Below are 20,459 nucleotides of genomic sequence, written 5' to 3' on the forward strand. Positions count from 1 at the left end.
ATCTGCGTCTCGACGCCATCTGCGTCTCGACGCCGGCGCGGCCTATAGCTGGTCGGAGAGCGACATCCGCCGCCAGGTCCAGATCCGCGGCTTCGGCGACCTGCTGCGCCTGCAGCGTCCGGGCTCGGTGACGCAAGGCTTCGCCGAGCTCGGCTATGCCTTCGCCTTCCAGGGCTTTGCGCTCGAGCCCTTCGCGCAGCTGGCGCTGATCCGGGTCTCGACCGACGCCGGCAGCGAGTGCGGCGGGGCCGCGGCCTTGCGTGTGCTCTCCTCCGACCAGACGCTGGGCTTCATCACGCTCGGCCTGCGGGCCGAGGCGCAGCTCGGGGCGATGCCGCTGTTCGCCCGGGCCATGCTCGGCTGGCGCCACGGTTTTGGCGAGCTCACCCCGCAGGCCAGGACCGCCTTCGTCGCCGGCACGACACCGGCCACGGTCTTCGCAGCCAGGATCGACCGCGAGGCACTTGTGGCGGAAGCCGGCCTCGACTGGCGGATCTCGCAGGCCACCGCGCTCGGCCTGACCTACTCCGCCGCCATCGGCGAACGCTCCAGAGACCACGCCCTCAAGGGCAGGGTCGAGATGCGATTCTGAAAGGGCGCGAGGGCCGGCCTCGCGATCGGCTCACCCCAGACTGAACGCCTCATGCACTGCGCTCTGCACGCCGCCGCCCATGATCGGGCCGCCGCCGGCGACGTGGATGGCGTCGCCGACGAGGGCGGCGCCAAGGCCGTGGCGCGGTGTCAGCATCGGGGCGAACTGTTCCCAGCCGTCGCTGGCGGGATCATAGGCCTCCATCTGGCCGAAGACGCGGTTGGTGCCTTCGCCGCCCATGATGAAGACCTTGCCGCGATAGAGCACGGCGCCGTGGCCGGAGCGGGCGGTCGGCAGCGGGTTGCGCGGCGCCCATTTGTCGGTCGCCGGGTCATAGGCATGGTGCAGGTTCGAATTGGTGTGGAAGCTGTCGACGCGTCCACCGATGACATGGATCAGGTTGCCGATGGCGAGCGTGCCGGTGTGGTCGCGCGCCGTCGGCATGGGCGCGCGCTCGCTCCAGGCGTCGGCCTTGGGATCATAGACGCGGTGCCAGTTGACCGAGGTCTTGCTCTCGGTGGTGTCGCCGATCGCGCCGCCGATCGCGTGCAGCAGGCCGTTCAGTCCGACGACCGCGGCCGAGCCGATCGGGCGGGGCAGGGGCGCGATCTCAGCCCATTTATCCGCCTTGGGGTCGTAGACGAAGCAGCGCGGATGCGGCTTGCGATTCTGCTCGAGGAAGCCGCCGATGGCGTAGAGTTTTCCATCGAGAAAGGCGACGCCGACATGGTTGGCGCCCTGGGGCACGGGCGCGCCGTCGCTCCATTTGTCGGCCTTGGGATCGTAGACATGGTGGTAAGCGCGGTCGGTGCGCTGCTCGCCATAGCCGCCGACGATGTGCATGCGGTCGTCATGGGCCGCGGCCCAGGCCATTTCCGAGCGCGGCAGCGGCAGCAGCGCCTTCGTGCTCCAGCGGCCGGAATCGGCGGTCTTGGGCGCCGGTGAATCGAAGACGTTCTGCGAGGCGGCGAGCTCGGGCTTGCCGATGCGACCGGGCTGGTTCAGCCGCTCGTAATGGCCGCCATGCTGCTCATGGCCGGGCTGCTGGGCGAAAGCGGTTCCGGCGAGGCTCGCGGCTCCGGCGGCGACGAAACTGCGGCGGTTCAGGCTGGTCATGACGCATCCTCCCTCGCTAGAACAGTAGGGCGGACCTTGCGTCAGGCAAGGGACAGGGCGGAGCCGGTCTGCGGGAAAAGCGGTTCCGTATACTGCATACGCTGCTAAGGTGCGGCACCTGAAACGGTTTAAATCACGGTAAGGCGAGGAAGCGCATGTCTGGGCATAACAAGGTCGCGATCATCACCGGTGCCGGCTCGGGCGTCGGCCGGTCTGTCGCCATCGCCTTCCTGAAGGATGGCTACCGCACCGTGCTGGCGGGACGGCGCACTGACGCTCTTGAAGAGACGATCAAGCTCTCGGGCGTACCAGCCGCGCAGGCGCTCGCGGTCTCGACCGACGTCACCGACAAGAAGTCCGTCGAGGCACTGTTCGCCAGGACCAAGGACAAGTTCGGGCGCGTCGACGTGCTGTTCAACAATGCCGGCGTCAATGCGCCGGGCGGCGTGCTGCTCGAGGACCTTTCGCTGGAGGACTGGCAGAAGGTCGTCGACACCAACCTGACCGGCCCGTTCCTGTGCACGCAGGAGGCCTTCAAGGTGATGAAGTCGCAGGAGCCGCGTGGCGGGCGCATCATCAACAACGGCTCGATCTCGGCGCAGGTGCCGCGGCCGAATTCGGCCGCCTACACCGCGACCAAGCACGCCATCTCCGGCCTGACCAAGACCGCCTCGCTCGACGGGCGCAAATACGACATCGCCGTCGGCCAGGTCGATATCGGCAATGCTCTGACCGAGATGGCCAAGAAGATGACCACCGGCGTGCCGCAGCCGGATGGCTCGATCAAGGTCGAGCCGGTGATGGATGTCGACCATGTCGCCTCGACCGTGCTGCATATGGCCGGCCTGCCGCTCGAGGCCAACATCCTCTTCGTCACGGTGATGGCGACCAAGGCCCCGCTCGTCGGGCGCGGCTAAGGGGCACGCTCCCGCAAGCGCCGGCGCCGTGAGCGGTGATCCGCTATCGTCCTGGTCGGGCCAGTTCCGGCCAGCGACGTCTTGCGACGAGCATAATTTGCGCGACACTGTCCGGGGCGGCTCGGGAGTGCCTCGCTTGTCAGCCTTCGATGCGTCGGAACGGGTTGAAGACGTGGATGGTCGGCACAAGGCCGAGCATGACGGGGAGGAGGGCGCTCGCGTCGAGAGCGAGCCCGGCCATGCCGCGCCGGTCGATCCCAAGGTCGCGCGGGCCTATCGGCTGACGATCTGGGGTATCGCGCTCGGCATCCTGATCTTCGCCGGCAATGTCGTGCTCTGGGCGCTGGCGATCGGCAACAACCAATTGTTCAAGGACGGCGTCGACTGGGTCTATGACGTCGCGCTCTACGGCATCGCCGCGCTGGTCTTCGGCCGCGACGAACGCGCCGAGAAGCTGGCGGCGCTCGGCATCGGCGCGGTGATGGCCGTCGCGGGCCTGCACACGCTCTATGATCTCTGGGACAAGATCCTGCGGCCGCGGCCGATCGAACTCTTCACGCTCGGTTTCTCGGCGGCGAGCGCGATCCTGATCGCTTATCTGATCATCGGCGTGCTCTGGCGCTTCCGGGCCGAGGCCAATCCTGTGATCAAGGCAACCTGGCTGTCCTCCCGGAACGACGCGATTTCGACCACCGGCTTCGCGCTGCTCGGCCTCGCTGCGCGGCTATTGCCAGTGCGCTGGCCGGAATATCTGTTCGACGTCTTCGTCGCCTTCCTCTGCTTCCAGGCGACCTGGGCGATCTGGCGCGCGACCAGACAGCCGCAGGATCGAACCAAAGTCGAAGCAAAAGGAGAATATTCTCCCTAGACCAAGGTCGTACGACCCAGTTCTTCCGCCCTGATGGCAAACAAAAAAATCCTGTCCGGCTTCTCCGGCAGGTCGCGTGGCGAAATCATGGCAGCCCCTGCAATTCACGCCGAAACGGGCCGAGATCCCGGCTCTTTCGGCGCCAAGGAGCGCCAGAATGTCCGTCCTCTCCCTCATCCGCCGTGGTGCGGCCGTGCTGGCCGCGAGCCTCGCGCTCGGCGGCGCGGCGCTGGCCCAGTCCGGCCCGCTGGTCTCGACCGAGTGGCTGGAGAAGAACCTCAACGATCCCAAGGTCCGGATCGTCGAGGTCAGCGTCGAGCCCGGCATCTATGAGCGCGGCCATATCCCCGGCGCGCAGAACATCGCCTGGCATACCGACCTGGTCGAGGCCGTCTCGCGCGACATCGCCGGCCCCGAGAAGTTCCAGGCGCTGGCCCGCAAGCTCGGCGTCGACAAGGACGTGACCGTCGTCCTCTACGGCGACAACAACAACTGGTTCGCCGCCTGGGGCGCCTGGGTGTTCGACATCTACGGCCTGCGCGACAACGTCAAACTGCTCGATGGCGGCCGCAAGAAATGGGAGCTGGAGAAGCGCCCGGTCGCGACCAATCCGGTGCCGGTCAAGGCCTCCAACTTCACCGTCGGCGAGCCGAACAAGGCGCTGCGCGCCCGCCTCACCGACGTCGTCGCCACCGTCGAGAAGAAATCCGAGGCGCGCGTGCTCGACATCCGCTCGCCGGACGAGTTCTCCGGCAAGATCATCGCGCCGGCCGGCTTCCAGGAGCTGGCGCTGCGCGCCGGCCATATCCCCGGCTCGGTCAACGTGCCGTGGGCGCGGGCGGTCAACCAGGCCGACGGCACGCTGAAGTCGCCGGAGGAGCTGAAGAAGCTCTATGCCGAGGTCGGCATTGACGGCACGAAGCCGGTGATCACCTCCTGCCGCATCGGCGAGCGCTCGAGCCACACCTGGTTCATCCTCTCGCGCGTGCTCGGCTATCAGGCTGCCAATTATGACGGCTCCTGGACCGAATACGGCAACGTCGTCGGCCTGCCGATCAGCAATCCGGCCGGCACCGTCTGGGGCGGCAAGTAAGCCCTCCTGATGAGCATTTCCGATGATAGCGGCGCGCTGGACTATGAGCTGGCGCGCCGGCAGGCGGGGGCGGAGCCGATCGGGCTGCCGCCCTTGCGCTACATCGCGGCGGCCATCGTCGCCACGGCGATCGCGGTGTCCATCTACCTCGTCGGGCGCCATGGCGATCCGGCGCCGCGGCTCCAGCTCTCGCTGATCCTCGGTGCCGCCTTCGGCTTCGTGCTGCAGCGCGCGCGCTTCTGCTTCTTCTGCATGTGGAAGGATTGGCTCGACCGGCGCGATCCGCGCGGCCTGCTCGGCATTCTCGCCGCGCTGGCGGTCGGGCTTGCCGGCTACACCCTGATCTACGGCGCCTGGCTGCCCGATCCGTCCGGGACGCGCCTGCCGCCGACGGCGCATATCGGCCCGGTCGGCCCGGCGCTGCTGCTGGCGGGGCTCGCCTTCGGCGCAGGCATGGCGATCTCCGGCTCCTGCATCAGCGCCCATCTCTACCGGCTGGGAGAGGGCTCGCCGACCTCGCCCTTCGCGCTGCTCGGCGCGGGTCTCGGCTTCATTCTCGGTTTCCTGAGCTGGAACGAGCTCTATCTCCTGACGATCTCGGAGTCGCCGGTGCTGTGGTTGCCGCGGCAGATCGGCTATGGCGGAGCGTTGCTGGCGGGGGTTGCCGTGCTGGGCGCGGTGGCCTGGTGGCTGCTGCGGGTTGGCCGGCCGAACGAGCGGGGCGCGGCGGACAAGGCGCTGGTCAATCCCGTCGCCGCGATCTTCCTGCGCCGCTGGCCTGCCTGGCTTGGCGGGCTCTTCGTCGGGCTGATCGGCGTTGCCGCTTACCTGCGCCTGTCGCCGCTCGGCGTTACTGCCGAGCTCGGCTCGCGCTCGCGCCAGTTGGCGACGCAATTCGACTGGCTGCCGGCGCGGCTCGAAGGGCTCGACAGCTTCCGCGGCTGCGCCACCCTGATCCGCGAGACGCTGTTGACGCCGAACGGGCTCTTCGTCGCGGGGCTCATCGTGGCTGCGTTTGCTGCGGCGCTGGCGGCGGGCGAGTTCAAGCCGCGGCGGCCGAGCGGCGGCCATGTCCTGCGCGGGCTGGCGGGCGGCGTGCTGCTCGGCTGGGGCACGGTGTTCGGGCTCGGCTGCACGGTCGGCACACTGCTCTCGGGCATCTCGGCGGGAGCGGTCTCGGGCTGGGTGTTTGCGGTCGGCCTGATCGCCGGCACGACGGTGATGCTGAAGCTGGGGCGGCGGCTCGGGCTGCTGGATTGAGGCGCTGCACCCATCCCGGCCTGCGCAACAAGGCGCAGACAAGGGCTTCGGCTGGGCTATAACGGGGCATCGGTTCGAGGATGTCCCATGTCGATTGCCGCCAAACTGCCCTCCATCCTGATCGCCAATCGCGGCGAGATCGCCTGCCGGGTGATCCGCACCGCCAAGCGGCTCGGCCTGCGCACCATCGCCGTCTACTCAGACGCGGACGCCGAGGCGCTGTTCGTCGAGATGGCGGATGAGGCCTACCGGATCGGCCCGGCGCCGGCGCGCGAGAGCTATCTCGATGCTGGGAAAATCCTCGCCGTCGCCAAGGAGGCCGGTGCGGCCTGCATTCATCCGGGCTACGGCTTCCTCTCCGAGAATGTCGCGTTCGCCGAGGCCTGCGCAGCGGCTGGCATCGTCTTCGTTGGCCCGCCGGCCTCCGCCATCAGCGCCATGGGCCTGAAGGATGCGGCCAAGGCGCTGGTCGAGAAGGCCAATGTTCCGATCGTGCCGGGCTATCACGGCGCCGAGCAGGATGTCGGTTTCCTCGCCAAGGAGGCCGAACGCATCGGCTATCCCGTGCTGATCAAGGCGGTCGCCGGCGGCGGCGGCAAGGGCATGAAGAAGGTCGATCGGCCCGAGGATTTCGCCGACGCGCTCTCCAGCGCCCAGCGCGAGGGCAAGAATGCCTTCGGCGATGCGCGCGTGCTGGTCGAGAAATACGTGCTCTCGCCGCGCCATGTCGAAATCCAGGTCTTTGGCGACAGCCACGGCAATGTCGTCCACCTCTACGAGCGCGACTGCTCGCTGCAGCGTCGCCATCAGAAGGTGATCGAGGAGGCGCCGGCGCCGGGCATGACGCCGGAGGTGCGCGCCGCCATGGGCAAGGCGGCGACAGAGGCGGCCAAGGCGGTCGGCTATGTCGGGGCCGGCACGGTCGAGTTCATCGCCGACGGGCGCGATGGGCTGCGCGCCGATCGTTTCTACTTCATGGAGATGAATACGCGTCTCCAGGTCGAGCATCCCGTCACCGAGGCGATCACCGGGCTCGACCTGGTCGAGCTCCAGCTCAAGGTCGCCGCCGGCGAGCCGCTCGGCTTCACCCAGGAGGATGTTCGGGCCGAAGGCCACGCCGTCGAGGCGCGGCTCTATGCCGAAGATCCGGAGAAGGGCTTCCTGCCTTCGACCGGCAAGCTCTGGGCGCTGCAATTCCCGCAGAGTGAGGACATCCGCATCGACACCGGCGTCGAGGCCGGCGATTCGGTGACGCCGTTCTACGACCCGATGATCGCCAAGGTGATCGCCCATGGCCGCACGCGCGACGAGGCGCTCGACCATCTTGCCTTCGCGCTCGGCGAGACCATCGTCGCCGGTCCCCGCACCAATCTCGCTTTCCTGAAGAAGCTCGCCGAGGCTGAGGGCTTCCGGAAGGGGCCGTTCGATACCGGTTTCATCGAGCGCAATATCGAGGCGCTCGGAGCCGAGCCGCAGCCGCTCGATGCGGCGGCGGTTGCGGCGGCCGCGCTGCAGCTTGAGGAAGAGCGTCAGGTGGCGGCGCTCGACCTCGCTATCGAGCGGACCGGCGATGAAGCCAAGTCGCCCTGGCTCGACGCCGATGCTTTCTCGCTGATGCCGCGTCCGGCGCTCGGCCTGCCGCTGCTGGTCGATGGCGAGCGGATCGAGGCCAGGATCGAGTGGAACGGCGACGATGCCCGAGTCTCGCTGCCGGGCCATCCGCTTGATGAGGGCGAGCATGAGGTGACGCTGGTCAGGGCCGAGGCCGGGACCTATCTCGCTTTGCATCGCGGCCGGCAGACCTCCGTCGCGCTGTTCGATCCGTTCAGTGTCGATCTCAATGCAGTCGCCGGCGCTGGCGGCGTGATCAAGGCGCCGATGCACGGCAAGCTGATTGCGCTCTTCGTCACAGCGGGCGAGGCAGTGGTGAAGGGCCAGCGGCTCGCCATCGTCGAAGCGATGAAGATGGAGCATGTGTTGACCGCTCCGCGCGACGGCACCGTCACTGAGCTCGGCGCCGAGCCGGGCGCGCAGGTAGCCGAGGGCGCGAAAGTGGTCGTGCTCGGAGAGTGACGCTTCCCGGCGCTAGGAGCTGGGCTTGTTCTCGAACAGGCTCAAGCCTTCGGGCTTGGTGCGAAGCGGTAGTGGATCAGGTCCATGACCACGGCCTCTTCGCGCGTCCGATTGCGATAGCCGTGCCGGCGGTCGGCGGGAAAACGCAGCGACTGGCCCTGCCTGAGCGGCCGCCACTCCTCCTCGACCAGCAGTTCGACCTCGCCGTGCTGGACGGTGATGTGCTCGACGACGCCGACGTCGTGCGGCTCCGAGATGCTCTCGAAGCCGGGTGCGAAGGTGAGTTCGTAGAGCTCGAAGCCGAACCGCGCCTCGTATGGAAAGACAAGAGCCCGCTGCATGCCTTCCTGCGACGGGCGCACGCGCAAGTCGGCGGCGTCGCGCAGAAGCAGCACGTCGCCGCTTCCCCCATCGGCCTCCAGCAGCGCGGTCATGGGAGCCCCCAGGCCCGTGGCGATCTTCCAGAGCGTCGCGATGGTCGGCGCGGATTCCCCCCGCTCGATCTGGCCGAGCATCGCCTTGCTGACGCCGGTGCGGGCCGCCGTCTGGTCGAGGCTCCAGCCGAGGTCACTCCTGATCGCTTTGAGCAGCTTCGGTGTTTCGACGGGGCTGACGGGTTTCATGGCAGGCGTCTCCGCGGCGTGCGTTATTGCGCACAAAGGTCTTGTGCGTTAAAGCGCACGAGCCTTTCCTATCATTCTGCTGGAGGCTTGTCCCATGCAGCCGAACACCAGGCTCGACCTCGACCGCATCCGGCAAGCGCAGCGAGAAATCTCGCCGCTGTTTCGCGATACGCCGCAGTTCCAATCTCCGACGCTCGGCGAATTGCTCGGCTGCGAGCTCGTCATCAAGCTCGAGACTGCGAACCCGATCGGCTGCTTCAAGGGGCGCGGGACCGAGGTCGCGATGGCGCGGCTCGCCAGGAGTGCAGGCCCAAAGGCTGCGATCTGCGCCAGCGCCGGCAATCTTGGCCAAGCGCTGGCCTATAGCGGCCGGTCGCGCGGCATCGATGTTTCGGTGATCGCGGGCAAGGGCGCCAACCCCGGCAAGATCGAGCGCATTCGCCGGCTGGGCGGAGTGGTCGAGCTGGTCGAGGGCGATATCGAGACTGCCCGCGAGCGTGCGCGGAAGATCGCGGCTGACGGCAACGCCTTCCTGATCGAGGACAGCGAGAACCTCGACACTTGCGAGGGCGCGGCGACGATCGGGCTCGAGCTCGTCGAGGGGGCAGGGCGTATCGATACCTTGCTGCTCGCGCTTGGCGGCGGTGCGCTGGCGACCGGCGTCGGCCATGTCATGAAAACCCTGTCGCCAGCGACCGAGATCGTCTGCATCCAGCCGAAAGGGGCGCCGGCCCTGGCGCTGTCGTGGCGAGCCCGATCGGTCGTGACCACAGAGAGTACCAACACCATCGCCGACGGCGTCGCCGGGCGATTTCCGATTCCGGACGTCCTCACCGACCTGCTCGCCGTCGCCGACCATGTTCCGCTGGTCGAGGAAGCCAGCATCGTCGAAGGCATGCGGCTGCTCTACCGGCATGCCGCCCTCGTCACCGAGCCGTCGGCGGCGCTCGGCATCGCCGCCATGCTGGAAGATCCCGGGCGTTACCGTGGCAAGCGCGTCGCCACGGTGATCTGCGGGTCGAATGTCCTGCCCGATCGGTTCAGTGCGTGGATGCAGGACTAGAGCGCATCCAGCGCGACGATAGCCCGCTCGGCAACGGCGAGATTGATCTGCGCCAGCGGATCGTCGTCACCAAGGAACCAGGCGGCCGAGAGCCCGCACCAGGCCAGGATCCATCTGAGCAGGCGTTCGCGCTCCAGCCCGGATTTCGCCAGCACGATCCCCAGCCGGCGCTCGAAGCGGCCGGGCAAGACCGCGACCGGCGGCTCGGGATCGGCGAGATCGGGATCGCAGAACAGGATCGTGTATTCGAAGGCGCGATCGCCGATCACCGATTTCGGGTCGATGGCGAGCCAGCCTTTGGCCCCGAAATCGAGCACATTGTCATGGTGCAGGTCGGCATGCAGCGGCATGATCTCGCGCTGTGCCGGCAGGAGTTCGGTCGCTGCTGCCGCCGAGCGGGCGAGGATGCCGCCGCGCTCCTGCGCCATCGGGAAGAGATCCTTGAACCAGGTTTCCAGTGGGATCAGGCCTGAAGGCGCCGGGCCGCGCGGCTTCTGCAAAGCGGCGATGGCGTCGCAGAGAATGGCTGTCGCCTCATCGTCGCCCGCTGCGCCGCTGCGTGCCATGGCGGCGAGCGAGCGGGAGCCGGTGGCGCGCTCGATCAGCATGGCGCTGCCATCGTCATTGCGCTCGAGCAGCCGAGCGGCGCCGTCGCCGGCCCAGTAGTCGAGCGGCAGATAGCCACGCCGTTCGTCCTCGACCTCCGGCAGCTTCAGCATGGCGGGTTGGCTATCGTGCAGCACAGGCAAGAGCTGGCTGGCATGAGTGCGGATCGGCTTGCCGGCGGGCGCGAGATTCCAGCGGGTCAGCCAGGGCGAAAAGGCGTTGGTCGGCATCGTCGGTCGTCTATTCCGTCATTGCGAGCGTAAGCGAAGCAATCCAGGGGGACTGCGCGGACGCTCTGGATTGCTTCGTCGCTGCGCGCCTCGCAATAACGTCGGAGGTTAGTCCGCCGCGCGGCCGCGACCAATCAGCGGAAACTGCTCGACCTCGTAGATCTGGCCGGAGACGTGGCCGCTTTCTTCCGACAGCCAGAAGGCGGTGTGGGCGGCAATCTCGGCCGCCTGCATGATCTGGCCGAAGGGGGCGAATTCGAGCGGTACCTCCTTCTCCCAGCCGGGCTTCTTGCCCTCGCGCTGCTGCGTCGCATCTTCGTTGGCGGTGAAGGTCCAGCCGACATTGAGCTGGTTGACCCGGATATGCTCGCGGCCGAGCGTGTTGGCGAGGTTGCGCGTCATCGTCATCAGCGCGCCCTTCGACATCGAATAGACGGTGAGGTTGGAATTGCCGCAAAATGCGTTGATCGAGCCGACGGTGAGGATCGAGCCGCCGGATTTCTGCAAGCGGAAGGCGCGGATCGCCGCCTCGGCGCAGAGCAGCGGCGCGCGGGTGTTGATCGCGATCATATGGTCGAAGAAGGCGGCCGTGGTCTCGCCGAGCACGCCGCGCGGATAGATGCCGGCATTGTTCACGAGCCCATCGATGCGGCCGAAGGCCTTGCGCGTCGCGTCGACCAGCGCCTGGGCCGTCGCCGGCTCGGCGAGATCGCCGATCGCGCCGGCGGTCGCGGGGCCGAGCTTGCGGCAGGCGGTGTCGACCTCGTTCTGCTCGCGGCCATGGACCAGCACCTTGGCCCCCTCGGCGATCAGGCGCTCGGCCATGGCGTAGCCGATACCGGTCGAGGAGCCGGTGACGAGAATGGCCTTGCCTTGCAGTCCGCGCATGTCGTGTCTCCGTTCGGGTCGGCAGCCTTAGTAGCCTGCGAGCGCGGCGCCGTCATGGCCGCGCCCTCGTGGGTCACCCCGGCGCGGCGCGGTTGTGGAGAAAGGCTGCGGCCTCTGGCGAGGCGCGCCTGCGAGGATTAGGTTGCCCGCCATGCCGCTCCATATCCTCAAGCTCTGCGTCGGCGCCGAATCGATCAGCGATCTCGAAGAGTGGATCGCCGAGCGGCAGGCGCAGCGCCGTGCTCGCGGCGAGCCGTTGGAACAGCTGCACACCACCCGCATGGTGCCGAAGCGGGTCGAGGAGATCGTCAACGGCGGCTCGCTCTACTGGGTTATCAAGGGCCAGGTCTCGGCCCGCCAGCGCCTGATCGCCATCCGCCCCTTCACCGATGGCGAGGGCATCGGCCGCTGCCATCTGGTGATGGAGCCGGTGGTGGTGCCGGTTGAACCCCGGCCGTTCCGGCCGTTCCAGGGTTGGCGTTATCTCCAGGACAAGGATGCGCCGCGCGATATCGATGGCCGCAGCGGCGATCTCGGCGTCATGCCCGAGCAGATGCGGCGCGAACTGGCGGAGCTGGGGCTGCTGTAACCCAAGCGTTACGAGAGCTGTTGGAGTTGCCACCGCAGATCGCCTCGGAGGCGCCTCTGCGGTGGCTTCTTCCTGTTAGTAGCCCGCTGAAAGCTCAGCCTGAGTTCAGGGCTGCGAAGAGTTCCTCGTAGCGGCCATCACGCTCGGCCCAGCGCCGGGACTGATCGCGTTCGAGCAACAGCTCGCCCCGAGGGTGATCGGCCTGTTCGAGCCGTTGCACCACCTCGGTGACATAGGCCGCGAGAGGCATGGCGCGCGGGTCGATGGCCTGCTGCGCGCCGGTGAGTTCCGTCTGCACGTAGGGCGGCGAGAGCTCCAACACTTCGACAGGGACGTTGCGGAGCTGATGACGCAGCGACTGCAGCCAGGAATGCAGGAAGGCCTTGCTGGCGCAATAGGTCGGGAAGTCGGCGCGCGGGACGAAGGCGAGCGCGGAGCTGGTCGCGAGGATCGCCGCGTTTGGCTGGCCTTTGAGGAGTGGCAGCAGTGCCGCCGTCACCCGCAGCACCCCCAGGATATTAGTCGAGACGATCGCCTCCGCATCGGCGATGTCCCAGCTGTCGCTTGTCATGTCCTCGCTGCGCGAGATGCCGGCATTGGCAATCAGCACATTGAGGTCGGGAAAGCGCGCACGAATCTCGTCGCCAAGGCGCGACATGCTTCCAGGGGCGTCGAGATCGAGCGGCAGCCCGACCATGCCGGGTCGGCCAGCCGTGATCTCGTCGAGGAGGGCTTGCCGCCGTCCCGTGACGATGACGCGATTGCCTCGCGCGTGAAAAGCCTCGGCGAGCGCACGGCCGATGCCGCTGGAGCCGCCGGTGACGAGAATGGTGTTGCCAGTCGTCTTCATGATTGCTGCCTTCATCAGGTTCCGGTGAGTGGAAGGCCACGGCGGCCTCGGGAACGCTGACGGCAGGTGGCTCACGGGAGACGGCACGGCACCATGGCAGGTGTGAACCTGTCCGGAGCAGCGAGCTGTCTCGCGCGGGCTTGCGGCCGCAAAGCAGGTGACTGGGGCATACCGTGGCGCCTTGTGCATCGAGATCTCCCTGCTGGGACCTTCTCGACCAAGGACGCGTTGGATGACGGTAACGCCTACGGCAGTGCCTTGCGGCGACTGCAGGGGCAGAGCTAGCCCGGTAGTCTGCCGAGGTCAACGTATCGTTGGGACTGCGCTCCGCGCAGGTGCAAGGCTCGTTCAGAACGCTGCGAGGATCCGCTGCAGATCCGCGATCTGCTCGGGCGTCAGCGCACGCTTCGGCAGGATCTGGTAGCTGTAGTCCGAGATGAAAAACAGGAAGAGGTGTTGATCCTCGCGGATCTTCATGTAGTCGCGCCACGGAATGTGGTTGCGTGCGCCAGGCTGCTCAGCCTCGTAGGCTTCCTCGTCCCAGCTGGCCGAGACGGGCTTGCGGACCAGCTTGTCCTGCCTGAACCGTCGGCGGATGACGAGCGGGCCGAGCGCGAGCGGTATGCCGAGGCCGAAGCCGAGAATGGTCGCGATGATGACGAGCGCGAACGGCAGGAGGTTGCCGCGCAATTCCGGCCAGGGCATTCCGGCAGCGGAGAAGAAGCCGACGAAGGCCGCCATCGCGACGAGCCAGAGTACTGACAGACGGATGATGGTCTGCTTCTCGCGGATTCCGCTGAAGGCGTGCAGGCGAACCGCGCGACGGAGATCGAGCTCGTCGAGCGTGAAGGTCGTCGTGCGGTCCATCGCCTCTTCCGTTCGGCCTGCGCCTTACACCCCGATATTGTCGATCAGCCTGGTTCCGCCGATCCGCGCCGCGATCAGCAGGCGAATCGGGCCATCGGCGCGCGAGGTCACCGGCGCCAGCGTGTCGGCGTGGCGGGCTTCGAGATAGTCGAGCTCGAAGCCGGCGGTGATGATCTCGTTCTGTGCGTCGGCGACCGCCTGGAAGAGCGGATCGTCATTGCGGATGCGGGCGGCGAGGGCCTGCATCACCCGGTGCAGCGTCGGAGCCAGCGCGCGCTCATCGGCCGAGAGGTAGCGGTTGCGCGAGGACATTGCGAGCCCGTCTGCCTCGCGGAAGGTCGCCAGCGGCACGATCTCGATGCCGAGATCGAGGTCGCGGGCCATGCGCGTCACCACCTTGAGCTGCTGATAGTCCTTCTCGCCGAAGACGGCGAAATCGGCCTTGCTCTGTGTGAAGAGCTTGCAGCAAACCGTTGCCACGCCTTCGAAATGTGTCGGGCGGAAGCGATCCTCCAGGCTGACGGCGGCCGGGCCGAGCAGCAGCACGCGGCTGGCGAAGCCCGGCGGATACATCTCCTCGACGGCGGGGAAATAGATCGCATCGGCGTTTGCCGCTTCCAGTTGGGCGCGATCGCTGTCGAAGGTGCGCGGGTACTTCTTGAAGTCCTCATGCGGGGCGAACTGCGTCGGGTTGACGAAGATCGAGACGATGACGCGGCGAGCGTGCTTCTGCGCCTTGGTGACGAGCGCGATATGGCCCTCGTGCAGCGCACCCATGGTCGGCACGAGCGCGACCTTCTCGCCGGCTGCATGCCAGGCCGCGACCGCCTCGCGCATCGCCTTGACCGTTTCGAACACCGCGACCTGCGACATGGCGCTTCTCCCCAGGCATGTTCCGCAAAAGTGGTCCCACTTTTGCGGTCAGAACATGCCGTACTATTGAGTTGCGCGAATTCTGATCGTTCGACCGTCGCCGGTCGAACGGAAAGCGCGCGGTTGGGGACGGGTAGCAAATGCCGGCGGCGCGGCCAATATCTCTGACATGAGCAAATCCCGGCGAAGAGCATGACGCGTGAAGACGGCAAGGCGGTGGGCAAAGCGGGCGAGACGCGCCCGGTCGAAAGCGCTGCGCGCTCGAAGCCCGGAGAGATCGATCGCTTCGTCGCTGCGGCCAAGCAGCTCGCGCCGCTCGCGACTGGGCAGGCCGGGCGGCTCGTCTTCTCGCTCGACGCGACGATGAGCCGGCAGCCGAGCTGGGATCTGGCGTGCTCGCTGCAGGGCCAGATGTTCGAGGTCGCGGCGAAGACCGGCGGGCTCGCGGTTCAGCTTGTCTATTTCCGCGGCTTCGACGAATGCCGCGCCTCGGGCTGGCTCGGCGAGCCGCAGCGCCTGACCGGGCTGATGAACAAGATCGATTGCCGCGGCGGGCAGACGCAGATCGGCCGCGTGCTCAAGCATATCCGCGACGAGGAGCGGCAGGTGGCGATCCGCGCTTTCGTCTATGTTGGCGATGCGATGGAGGAGGATGTCGATCGGCTCTGCGCGCTTGCCGGCGAGCTTGGCCTGCGCGGCGTCAGGGGTTTCCTGTTCCAGGAAGGGGCCGATCCGGATGCCAGCGCCGCCTTCGCCGAGATCGCACGCCTGACCGGCGGCGCCCATGCCCGCTTCGACGTCAACGCGCCGAATTCCCTGCTCGACCTGCTGCGCGGAGCAGCGGCCTATGCCAGCGGCGGACGCGAGGCGCTGTTGAAGCTCGCGGGGCAGAATGCTGCGGCACAAAGGCTGCTCACGGCGATGGAGGGCCGTACATCGTGAGTCTGCTCTACGGTATCGCCACGCTGATCCTGATCTGGTGGCTGGCCAAGCTCTTCGCCGGCTCCGATCCGAAGAAGCTGGTCCGGCTCGGCAAGGTCGTCGGCGGCACGCTTTCACTCGGCGTCGCGGCGTTGCTGATGCTGCGCGGCCGCCCGGATATGGCGATCTTCCTGGGCGGGCTCGGGGCCTGGCTGCTCGGCTGGAGCGCTTATGGCCCCGGCGGGCTCAAGATGCCGGAATGGGCGAAGGACTGGGGCGGGACCGGCTCGGCCGGACGCTCGAAGGTCGCATCGAGCCTGCTGGAGATGGAGCTCGACCATGACAGCGGCGGCGTCAGGGGCAAGGTCCTGGCCGGCGCTCATGCGGGGCGCGATCTCGACGATCTCAACCCCACCGAACTCAGTGCGCTGCTGCGCGAGTGCCTCGCCGGTGATCCCGACGGGGCGCGCCTCCTAGAGGCATATCTCGACCGCCGGGCGCCCGGATGGCGTGAAGACGCTGATCGTCACCGCGACGCGGGGCAGCGCGGCGCGGCGCGCACGGGCGCGATGTCGGACGAGGAGGCCTACGAGATCCTGGGGCTTCAGCCGGGGGCGGGCCCGGAGGCGATCCGCGATGCCCATCGGGGCCTGATGAAGCGGATCCATCCGGATGCCGGCGGCACCAGCGGGCTTGCCGCTCGTGTCAACCAGGCCAAGGATACCTTGCTGAAAAAGCATGGCTGATCTCCTTTCCCGATCGGTCAGCCGCGGGTGGCGAAGCAGGAGAAGCCGCCGCGTTTGAGCTGGGCGCAGGCCTTCTCGGCGTCCTTGGACTCCTCGAAGCCGGCGAAGCGGGCGCGGAACAGGGTGGCACCACCCTTCTCGACCTTCTCGGTGAAGGGCGAAGCGTCGGCGAGCGAACCGGAGGCCTTGGCGCGGGCGCGGCTGAGGATGTCCTTGGCCTTGGCCTCGTCGTCGGTGGCGCCAAGCTGGATCACCCATTTCGAGGCGATCGCGGTCTTCTCGGCCAGCTTGGCTTCGGCCTTGGCCTCGGGCGCCTTGGCGACATGCGCCACCTTGACCGGGGCCGGAGCCGGCTCGGACAGACGGGCCTCGACCTTCTTCGGCATGGGCTGGGCCTCGTCCTTGACCGCCGCTTCGGCGACCTTGGCGATCGAGGAGGTGGTGTCGACATTCGCCGGCGGGCGCAGGACCTTGCCTTCAGCCGGGGCGGCGCCGATCGACCAGCGCATGGCCGACGGCGTCGTGGTCGCGGCGACCGGGCGCATGTTGGAGAGGGCGAGCGCCTGGGCGCTGCCGCTGAGGGCGCGCGGCGGCGGCATCTGGGCGGTCGTCGTCGTCGCGGCATAGGCGCGGGCGGCGGCGGGCACTTCCGGCTCGGCGCGCGGACGCGGTACCGGGATCGGCGCAGGGGCCGGGGCGGGTTCAGGCGTCTGGGCGACGAGCGCCGGGCGAGCCGGCGGCTCGGGAACCGGGGCCGGAGCCGGCGCGCGATAACGCTCCTGCTGCGGCTCTGTGGCCTCGGCGATCATCGGAGCGCTGCGGCCGCCGGTGCTGGCGCGCGGCAGGCTGGCGAGGACGAGATCGGACATGATCTTGTCGCGCGATGCGCCGGAGCGACCGCCGAGCACGATCGAGACGATCTGGCGACCCTCTGCCTTGGCCGAGGTCATCAGGTTGAAGCCGGAGGCGCGGGTGTAGCCGGTCTTGATGCCGTCGACGCCCTCGATCTTGCCGAGCAGGCGGTTGTGCCCGCGAATCGTGCGCGAGCCGTACTGGAAGGAGCGCGTCTGGAAGAGCGGGAAATAGCGGGGGAAACGCTCCTGAATCGCCCGAGCCAGGATGGTCAGGTCGCGCGCCGTGGTGATGTTCGGCGGCGAGTTCGGCAGGCCGTGCGGGTTATAGAAGCGGGTCGAGTCCATGCCGAGCGAGCGCGCCTTGCGCGTCATCTGCTCGGCGAAGGCCTCTTCGGAGCCGGCGATGTTCTCGGCGACCACGACGGAGGAATCGTTGGCCGAGAGGGTGATCATGCTCTTGATCGCGTCCTCGACCTCGATGGTCGAGCCGGCGCGCAGGCCGAGCTTGGTCGGCGGCTGCGAGGCGGCATAGGCCGAGACCTTGAGCTCGGAGCTCATGGTGAAGCGGCCGCGCTCCATCTGCTCGAAGAGCATGTAGAGCGTCATCACCTTGGTGAGTGAGGCCGGGATGCGCGGCGCATCCTCGTTGACGGCGTGCAGGGTGCGGCCGCTCTTGGCGTCGACGACCATTGCTGCATAGGGCGGGGCGTAGCCGCCCGAGACATGGCGCCGCTTCTTGCGGGCCGCCTCTGCGGGCGAGACCGTCGCGGTCAGAGCAACGGCAGCAATACTCACCACCCCGATGAACGCGAGCCAGCGCCCGCGTCGGGACCCAACGCAACCAGAAGCCATGCAACTCGCCTCAACTCACCCACCCGTCCGTCGCAGGCTTTGCAGCGTGGCGCGAAGGACACAGACTAGGAGGTTAGGTGGATGCGGTTACGGAGGAGTTAAGCGCCGGACAGCTTTCACATGGTCGTTTTCACATGGCGGTCACACGGGGCGGTCAGGTTGCAAACCGTTGCCGGTACACGCTGGGTAGCTCTGCGTTTGGTGCATTGCAGCACAAGCTTGACTTTTATGTTGCGCTGCACAATATGCAGAAGCGCCCCGGTGATGGACCTTTTCATCTGACCTTGAGGGCACGGAACCCGGGCCATTCCGGCTCGTCAGCAGAGGCGGCGCGCGAGCGTCGAAAGGGACACCATGATCCAGCAGTTCGAGACCATCCAGAAGGCTTCCAAAGAGAACGTCGATGCCGCTCTGAAGGCGTTCGGCGCCACCTCGAAGGGCGTGCAGGCTCTGGCCGTTGAGGCCACCGACTACGCCAAGAAGTCGTTCGAGGCCGGCACGGCCACGATCGAGAAGCTTGCCGGCGTGAAGACGCTCGACAAGGCCATCGAGATCCAGTCGGACTACGTCAAGACCGCTTTCGAGGGCTATGTCGCCCAGGTCACCAAGATCGGCGAGCTCTATGCCGCGATCGCCAAGGACGCCTACAAGCCGTTCGAGGGCATCGTCGCCAAGGCCGTCCCGACCCCGGCCAAGTGATTTTGGCGCGGCGGGATTCGCCCGGCCGCAGCTGATCACCTGAGAATTTCAAGAAGCCCGGCCTCGGCCGGGCTTCTTTGCGTTTGGGCTCCTTCCGGATGCGCCTTCGCGGCAATGCTCTGGCAACTGGCGGGCGGCTGTCTGCCTGCGTCGTGTTTAGCCTGATGGCAGCGACCTGAGCCAGGAGCCGCAATGAGCCGTTCGACGATTGCCATGGACGCATCGAGCAGTGCAGAGCCGCCCCGGGAGGCCTGGTACTGCGTCAAGAGCTCCGGCAGCCTGGCGACGGGCGCGATGGCGAGCGTGACCGTTCTCGGCGAGCAGGTCGTGATCGGCCGCACGAAGCTCGGCGAGCTCTTCGCCTTGCGCGATCGCTGCCCGCATCGCGGCGCGCCCCTGTCCGAGGGGCGGTTCGACGGCGTCGCGATCACCTGCCCCTTCCATGGCTGGCGCTTCGGAGCCGATGGTCGCTGCCGGGCGATGCCGACGCTGGTCGATGGCGACGTCACCGATCCCGGCCAGGTCAAGGTCGGCGAGTTCCCGATCCGCGAGAGCGACGGCATCATCTGGCTCTATCTTGGTACGCGGCCGGAGCTTGCGCCGCCGGTGCCTGCCTTGGCGCTTGCAGGCAAGACGCGCTGCCGCGTCGCGGTCTCGGTTCTGGTCGAGGCCTCCTATGATCTCAGCGTGCTCAGCCTGATCGACCCCGGACATGTCGGCTACGTCCATAACTCGTGGTGGTGGCGGCCGACCGCGACGGCGCAGGAGAAAGTTAAGGACTTCGAGCCGCTGCCCTTCGGCTTCCGGATGAAGGCGCACAAGGCGGCGGCGAACTCGCGCGGCTATCGCCTCCTCGGGAGGCCGCAGACGGAAGTCGACTTCCTGCTGCCTGGCCAGCGGATCGAACGGATTCGCCTCGGCGAGCGCGCGATCGTCAACGCGACCTTCGCCACGCCAATCGATGCGCGCCGGACGCTGCTGACCAATGTGCTGCTGTCGGACCTGCCGCAGCTCATGCCGCTCGCGCCGGTGATCAGATGGGCAGGGCACGCCTTCCTGCGCCAGGACCAGCGGATTCTCGAACTCGCCCAGCAGGGGCTGGAGCGCAAGCCGACCATGCTGCTGCTGGGGCAGGCCGACCGGCTGGCGCAATGGTATTTCCGCCTGAAGCGTGACTATGCCACAGCCCGCCGGGAGGGCACCGTTTTCTCCAATGGGCTTACTCCGGAGCGGCTGCGCTGGCGAACTTGAGAGTTGGCTGCGGCTCCGCAAGGCCCTGAGAAGCCTGGCTATTCCGGCCGCGCTTTTGCTTTGTCCGATTCAAAAAGGCGCTTTGCTGTGGCATGCGCTCCGAACGGGCTGGCGAAGCGGGGGAGACGACTGTAAATTCGTGAGCGAAGCACTATCTTGATGTCAGCCTTCGGGACGGACACCTTGAGCCAAGCAGCCACGACGCCAATCGATCAGGACCTGCCAGCCGGCAACGCGCCGCGCGGGAACGCGTCCTCTTTTGCGCCGCGTCTGGCGTCGAAGCCGCGGGCGCCATCCGGCCCGACCGACAATGACCGCAGCGGAACCGGCACCGCGGTCCTGACCCGCACCAGAACACGCAAGCCCAACCTCTACCGCGTGCTGATCCTCAACGACGACTACACTCCGATGGAGTTCGTGGTGCATGTGCTGGAGCGGTTCTTCAACAAGGACCGGGCCGAGGCGACGCGCATCATGATGCACGTTCACCAGAACGGCGTCGGCGAATGCGGCGTCTTCACCTACGAGGTCGCCGAGACCAAGGTCACCCTGGTGATGGACCTCGCCCGCAAGCACATGCATCCGCTGCAATGCGTGATGGAGAAGAAGTAGCTTTGAACATCATCCT

The 20,459-nt window shown here is 67.4% G+C and carries 21 protein-coding genes; 13 read left to right on the forward strand and 8 right to left on the reverse strand.

Going from position 1 to position 20,459, the window contains the following annotated elements; all coding sequences use genetic code 11:
* Window positions 1–592: autotransporter outer membrane beta-barrel domain-containing protein (locus AC1DS0_RS29925; RefSeq protein ID WP_476817848.1), on the forward strand; the 592-nt coding region annotated here is incomplete at its 5' end.
* Between the two features lie 30 nt (window positions 593–622).
* Here AC1DS0_RS29925 and AC1DS0_RS29930 read toward each other — a convergent pair.
* Window positions 623–1,708, reverse strand: coding sequence for a Kelch repeat-containing protein (locus tag AC1DS0_RS29930; protein ID WP_476817849.1), 1,086 nt, complete (start codon window positions 1,706–1,708; stop codon window positions 623–625).
* A gap of 155 nt (window positions 1,709–1,863) precedes the next feature.
* On the opposite strand from AC1DS0_RS29930, the gene AC1DS0_RS29935 reads away from it, so the two are divergent.
* From AC1DS0_RS29935 to AC1DS0_RS29955, 5 genes are all read left to right on the forward strand, one after another.
* Window positions 1,864–2,625: an SDR family oxidoreductase gene (locus tag AC1DS0_RS29935; protein WP_476817850.1), complete on the forward strand. Its 762-nt coding sequence runs from the start codon at window positions 1,864–1,866 to the stop codon at window positions 2,623–2,625.
* Between the two features lie 136 nt (window positions 2,626–2,761).
* Window positions 2,762–3,493 carry a cation efflux transmembrane domain-containing protein gene (locus AC1DS0_RS29940; RefSeq protein WP_476817851.1) on the forward strand — a complete coding sequence of 244 codons (732 nt, stop codon included), beginning with the start codon at window positions 2,762–2,764 and terminating at the stop codon, window positions 3,491–3,493.
* Between the two features lie 157 nt (window positions 3,494–3,650).
* A complete protein-coding gene (locus AC1DS0_RS29945) occupies window positions 3,651–4,586 on the forward strand; it encodes a sulfurtransferase (RefSeq protein ID WP_476817852.1) in 936 nt (311 codons plus the stop codon).
* A gap of 9 nt (window positions 4,587–4,595) precedes the next feature.
* The gene (locus AC1DS0_RS29950) at window positions 4,596–5,846 is read left to right on the forward strand and encodes a YeeE/YedE family protein (RefSeq protein ID WP_476817853.1); all 1,251 of its coding nucleotides are present in this window, start codon (window positions 4,596–4,598) and stop codon (window positions 5,844–5,846) included.
* An 87-nt stretch (window positions 5,847–5,933) separates the two neighbouring features.
* A complete protein-coding gene (locus tag AC1DS0_RS29955; protein WP_476817854.1) occupies window positions 5,934–7,919 on the forward strand; it encodes an acetyl/propionyl/methylcrotonyl-CoA carboxylase subunit alpha in 1,986 nt (661 codons plus the stop codon).
* Between the two features lie 41 nt (window positions 7,920–7,960).
* Here the strand turns inward: AC1DS0_RS29955 and AC1DS0_RS29960 are convergent, their stop codons facing one another.
* Complete coding sequence (locus AC1DS0_RS29960; RefSeq protein ID WP_476817855.1) at window positions 7,961–8,542, reverse strand: helix-turn-helix domain-containing protein; 582 nt, start codon at window positions 8,540–8,542, stop codon at window positions 7,961–7,963.
* Between the two features lie 94 nt (window positions 8,543–8,636).
* Between AC1DS0_RS29960 and AC1DS0_RS29965 the strand changes: the two genes are divergently transcribed.
* Window positions 8,637–9,605, forward strand: coding sequence for a threonine ammonia-lyase (locus AC1DS0_RS29965; protein WP_476817856.1), 969 nt, complete (start codon window positions 8,637–8,639; stop codon window positions 9,603–9,605).
* Here AC1DS0_RS29965 and AC1DS0_RS29970 read toward each other — a convergent pair.
* Together AC1DS0_RS29970 and AC1DS0_RS29975 are read right to left on the reverse strand one after the other, a co-directional pair.
* Window positions 9,602–10,441, reverse strand: coding sequence for an aminoglycoside phosphotransferase family protein (locus AC1DS0_RS29970; RefSeq protein WP_476817857.1), 840 nt, complete (start codon window positions 10,439–10,441; stop codon window positions 9,602–9,604). The genes AC1DS0_RS29965 and AC1DS0_RS29970 overlap by 4 nt on opposite strands.
* Before the next feature lie 108 nt (window positions 10,442–10,549).
* A complete protein-coding gene (locus AC1DS0_RS29975; protein WP_476817858.1) occupies window positions 10,550–11,329 on the reverse strand; it encodes an SDR family NAD(P)-dependent oxidoreductase in 780 nt (259 codons plus the stop codon).
* A gap of 151 nt (window positions 11,330–11,480) precedes the next feature.
* Here AC1DS0_RS29975 and AC1DS0_RS29980 point away from each other — a divergent pair, with 151 nt between their 5' ends.
* Window positions 11,481–11,918 (forward strand): DUF1489 family protein, encoded by a 438-nt coding sequence (locus AC1DS0_RS29980; RefSeq protein WP_476817859.1) that lies wholly within the window; start codon window positions 11,481–11,483, stop codon window positions 11,916–11,918.
* A 94-nt stretch (window positions 11,919–12,012) separates the two neighbouring features.
* On the opposite strand, the gene AC1DS0_RS29985 is transcribed toward AC1DS0_RS29980, so the two are convergent.
* From AC1DS0_RS29985 to panC, 3 genes are all read right to left on the reverse strand, one after another.
* Entirely contained in the window at window positions 12,013–12,843 is an 831-nt protein-coding gene (locus AC1DS0_RS29985; RefSeq protein ID WP_476817860.1) for an SDR family oxidoreductase, read from the reverse strand.
* 273 nt (window positions 12,844–13,116) lie between these two features.
* Window positions 13,117–13,635, reverse strand: a complete 519-nt coding sequence (locus AC1DS0_RS29990; RefSeq protein ID WP_476817861.1) for a YcxB family protein — start codon at window positions 13,633–13,635, stop codon at window positions 13,117–13,119.
* 24 nt (window positions 13,636–13,659) lie between these two features.
* Entirely contained in the window at window positions 13,660–14,508 is an 849-nt protein-coding gene (gene panC, locus AC1DS0_RS29995; RefSeq protein ID WP_476817862.1) for a pantoate--beta-alanine ligase, read from the reverse strand.
* A gap of 192 nt (window positions 14,509–14,700) precedes the next feature.
* Between panC and AC1DS0_RS30000 the strand changes: the two genes are divergently transcribed.
* Window positions 14,701–15,450, forward strand: coding sequence for a VWA domain-containing protein (locus AC1DS0_RS30000; RefSeq protein WP_476817863.1), 750 nt, complete (start codon window positions 14,701–14,703; stop codon window positions 15,448–15,450).
* The gene (locus AC1DS0_RS30005) at window positions 15,447–16,175 is read left to right on the forward strand and encodes a J domain-containing protein (protein ID WP_476817864.1); all 729 of its coding nucleotides are present in this window, start codon (window positions 15,447–15,449) and stop codon (window positions 16,173–16,175) included. The genes AC1DS0_RS30000 and AC1DS0_RS30005 overlap by 4 nt, the downstream gene beginning before the upstream one ends.
* A 17-nt stretch (window positions 16,176–16,192) precedes the next feature.
* On the opposite strand, the gene AC1DS0_RS30010 is transcribed toward AC1DS0_RS30005, so the two are convergent.
* Window positions 16,193–17,824, reverse strand: a complete 1,632-nt coding sequence (locus AC1DS0_RS30010) for an SPOR domain-containing protein (RefSeq protein WP_476817865.1) — start codon at window positions 17,822–17,824, stop codon at window positions 16,193–16,195.
* Window positions 17,825–18,235: 411 nt separating this feature from the next.
* Here AC1DS0_RS30010 and AC1DS0_RS30015 point away from each other — a divergent pair, with 411 nt between their 5' ends.
* The 3 genes from AC1DS0_RS30015 to clpS all read left to right on the forward strand — a co-directional run bounded on the left by AC1DS0_RS30015 (window position 18,236) and on the right by clpS (window position 20,443).
* Window positions 18,236–18,580, forward strand: coding sequence for a phasin family protein (locus AC1DS0_RS30015; RefSeq protein WP_152013764.1), 345 nt, complete (start codon window positions 18,236–18,238; stop codon window positions 18,578–18,580).
* 192 nt (window positions 18,581–18,772) lie between these two features.
* Complete coding sequence (locus AC1DS0_RS30020; protein ID WP_476817866.1) at window positions 18,773–19,831, forward strand: Rieske 2Fe-2S domain-containing protein; 1,059 nt, start codon at window positions 18,773–18,775, stop codon at window positions 19,829–19,831.
* Window positions 19,832–20,101: 270 nt separating this feature from the next.
* Window positions 20,102–20,443, forward strand: coding sequence for an ATP-dependent Clp protease adapter ClpS (gene clpS / locus AC1DS0_RS30025; protein WP_244544047.1), 342 nt, complete (start codon window positions 20,102–20,104; stop codon window positions 20,441–20,443).
* Window positions 20,444–20,459: the final 16 nt, after the last annotated feature.

This window comes from Allobosea sp. P4_H5 (assembly GCF_056400825.1).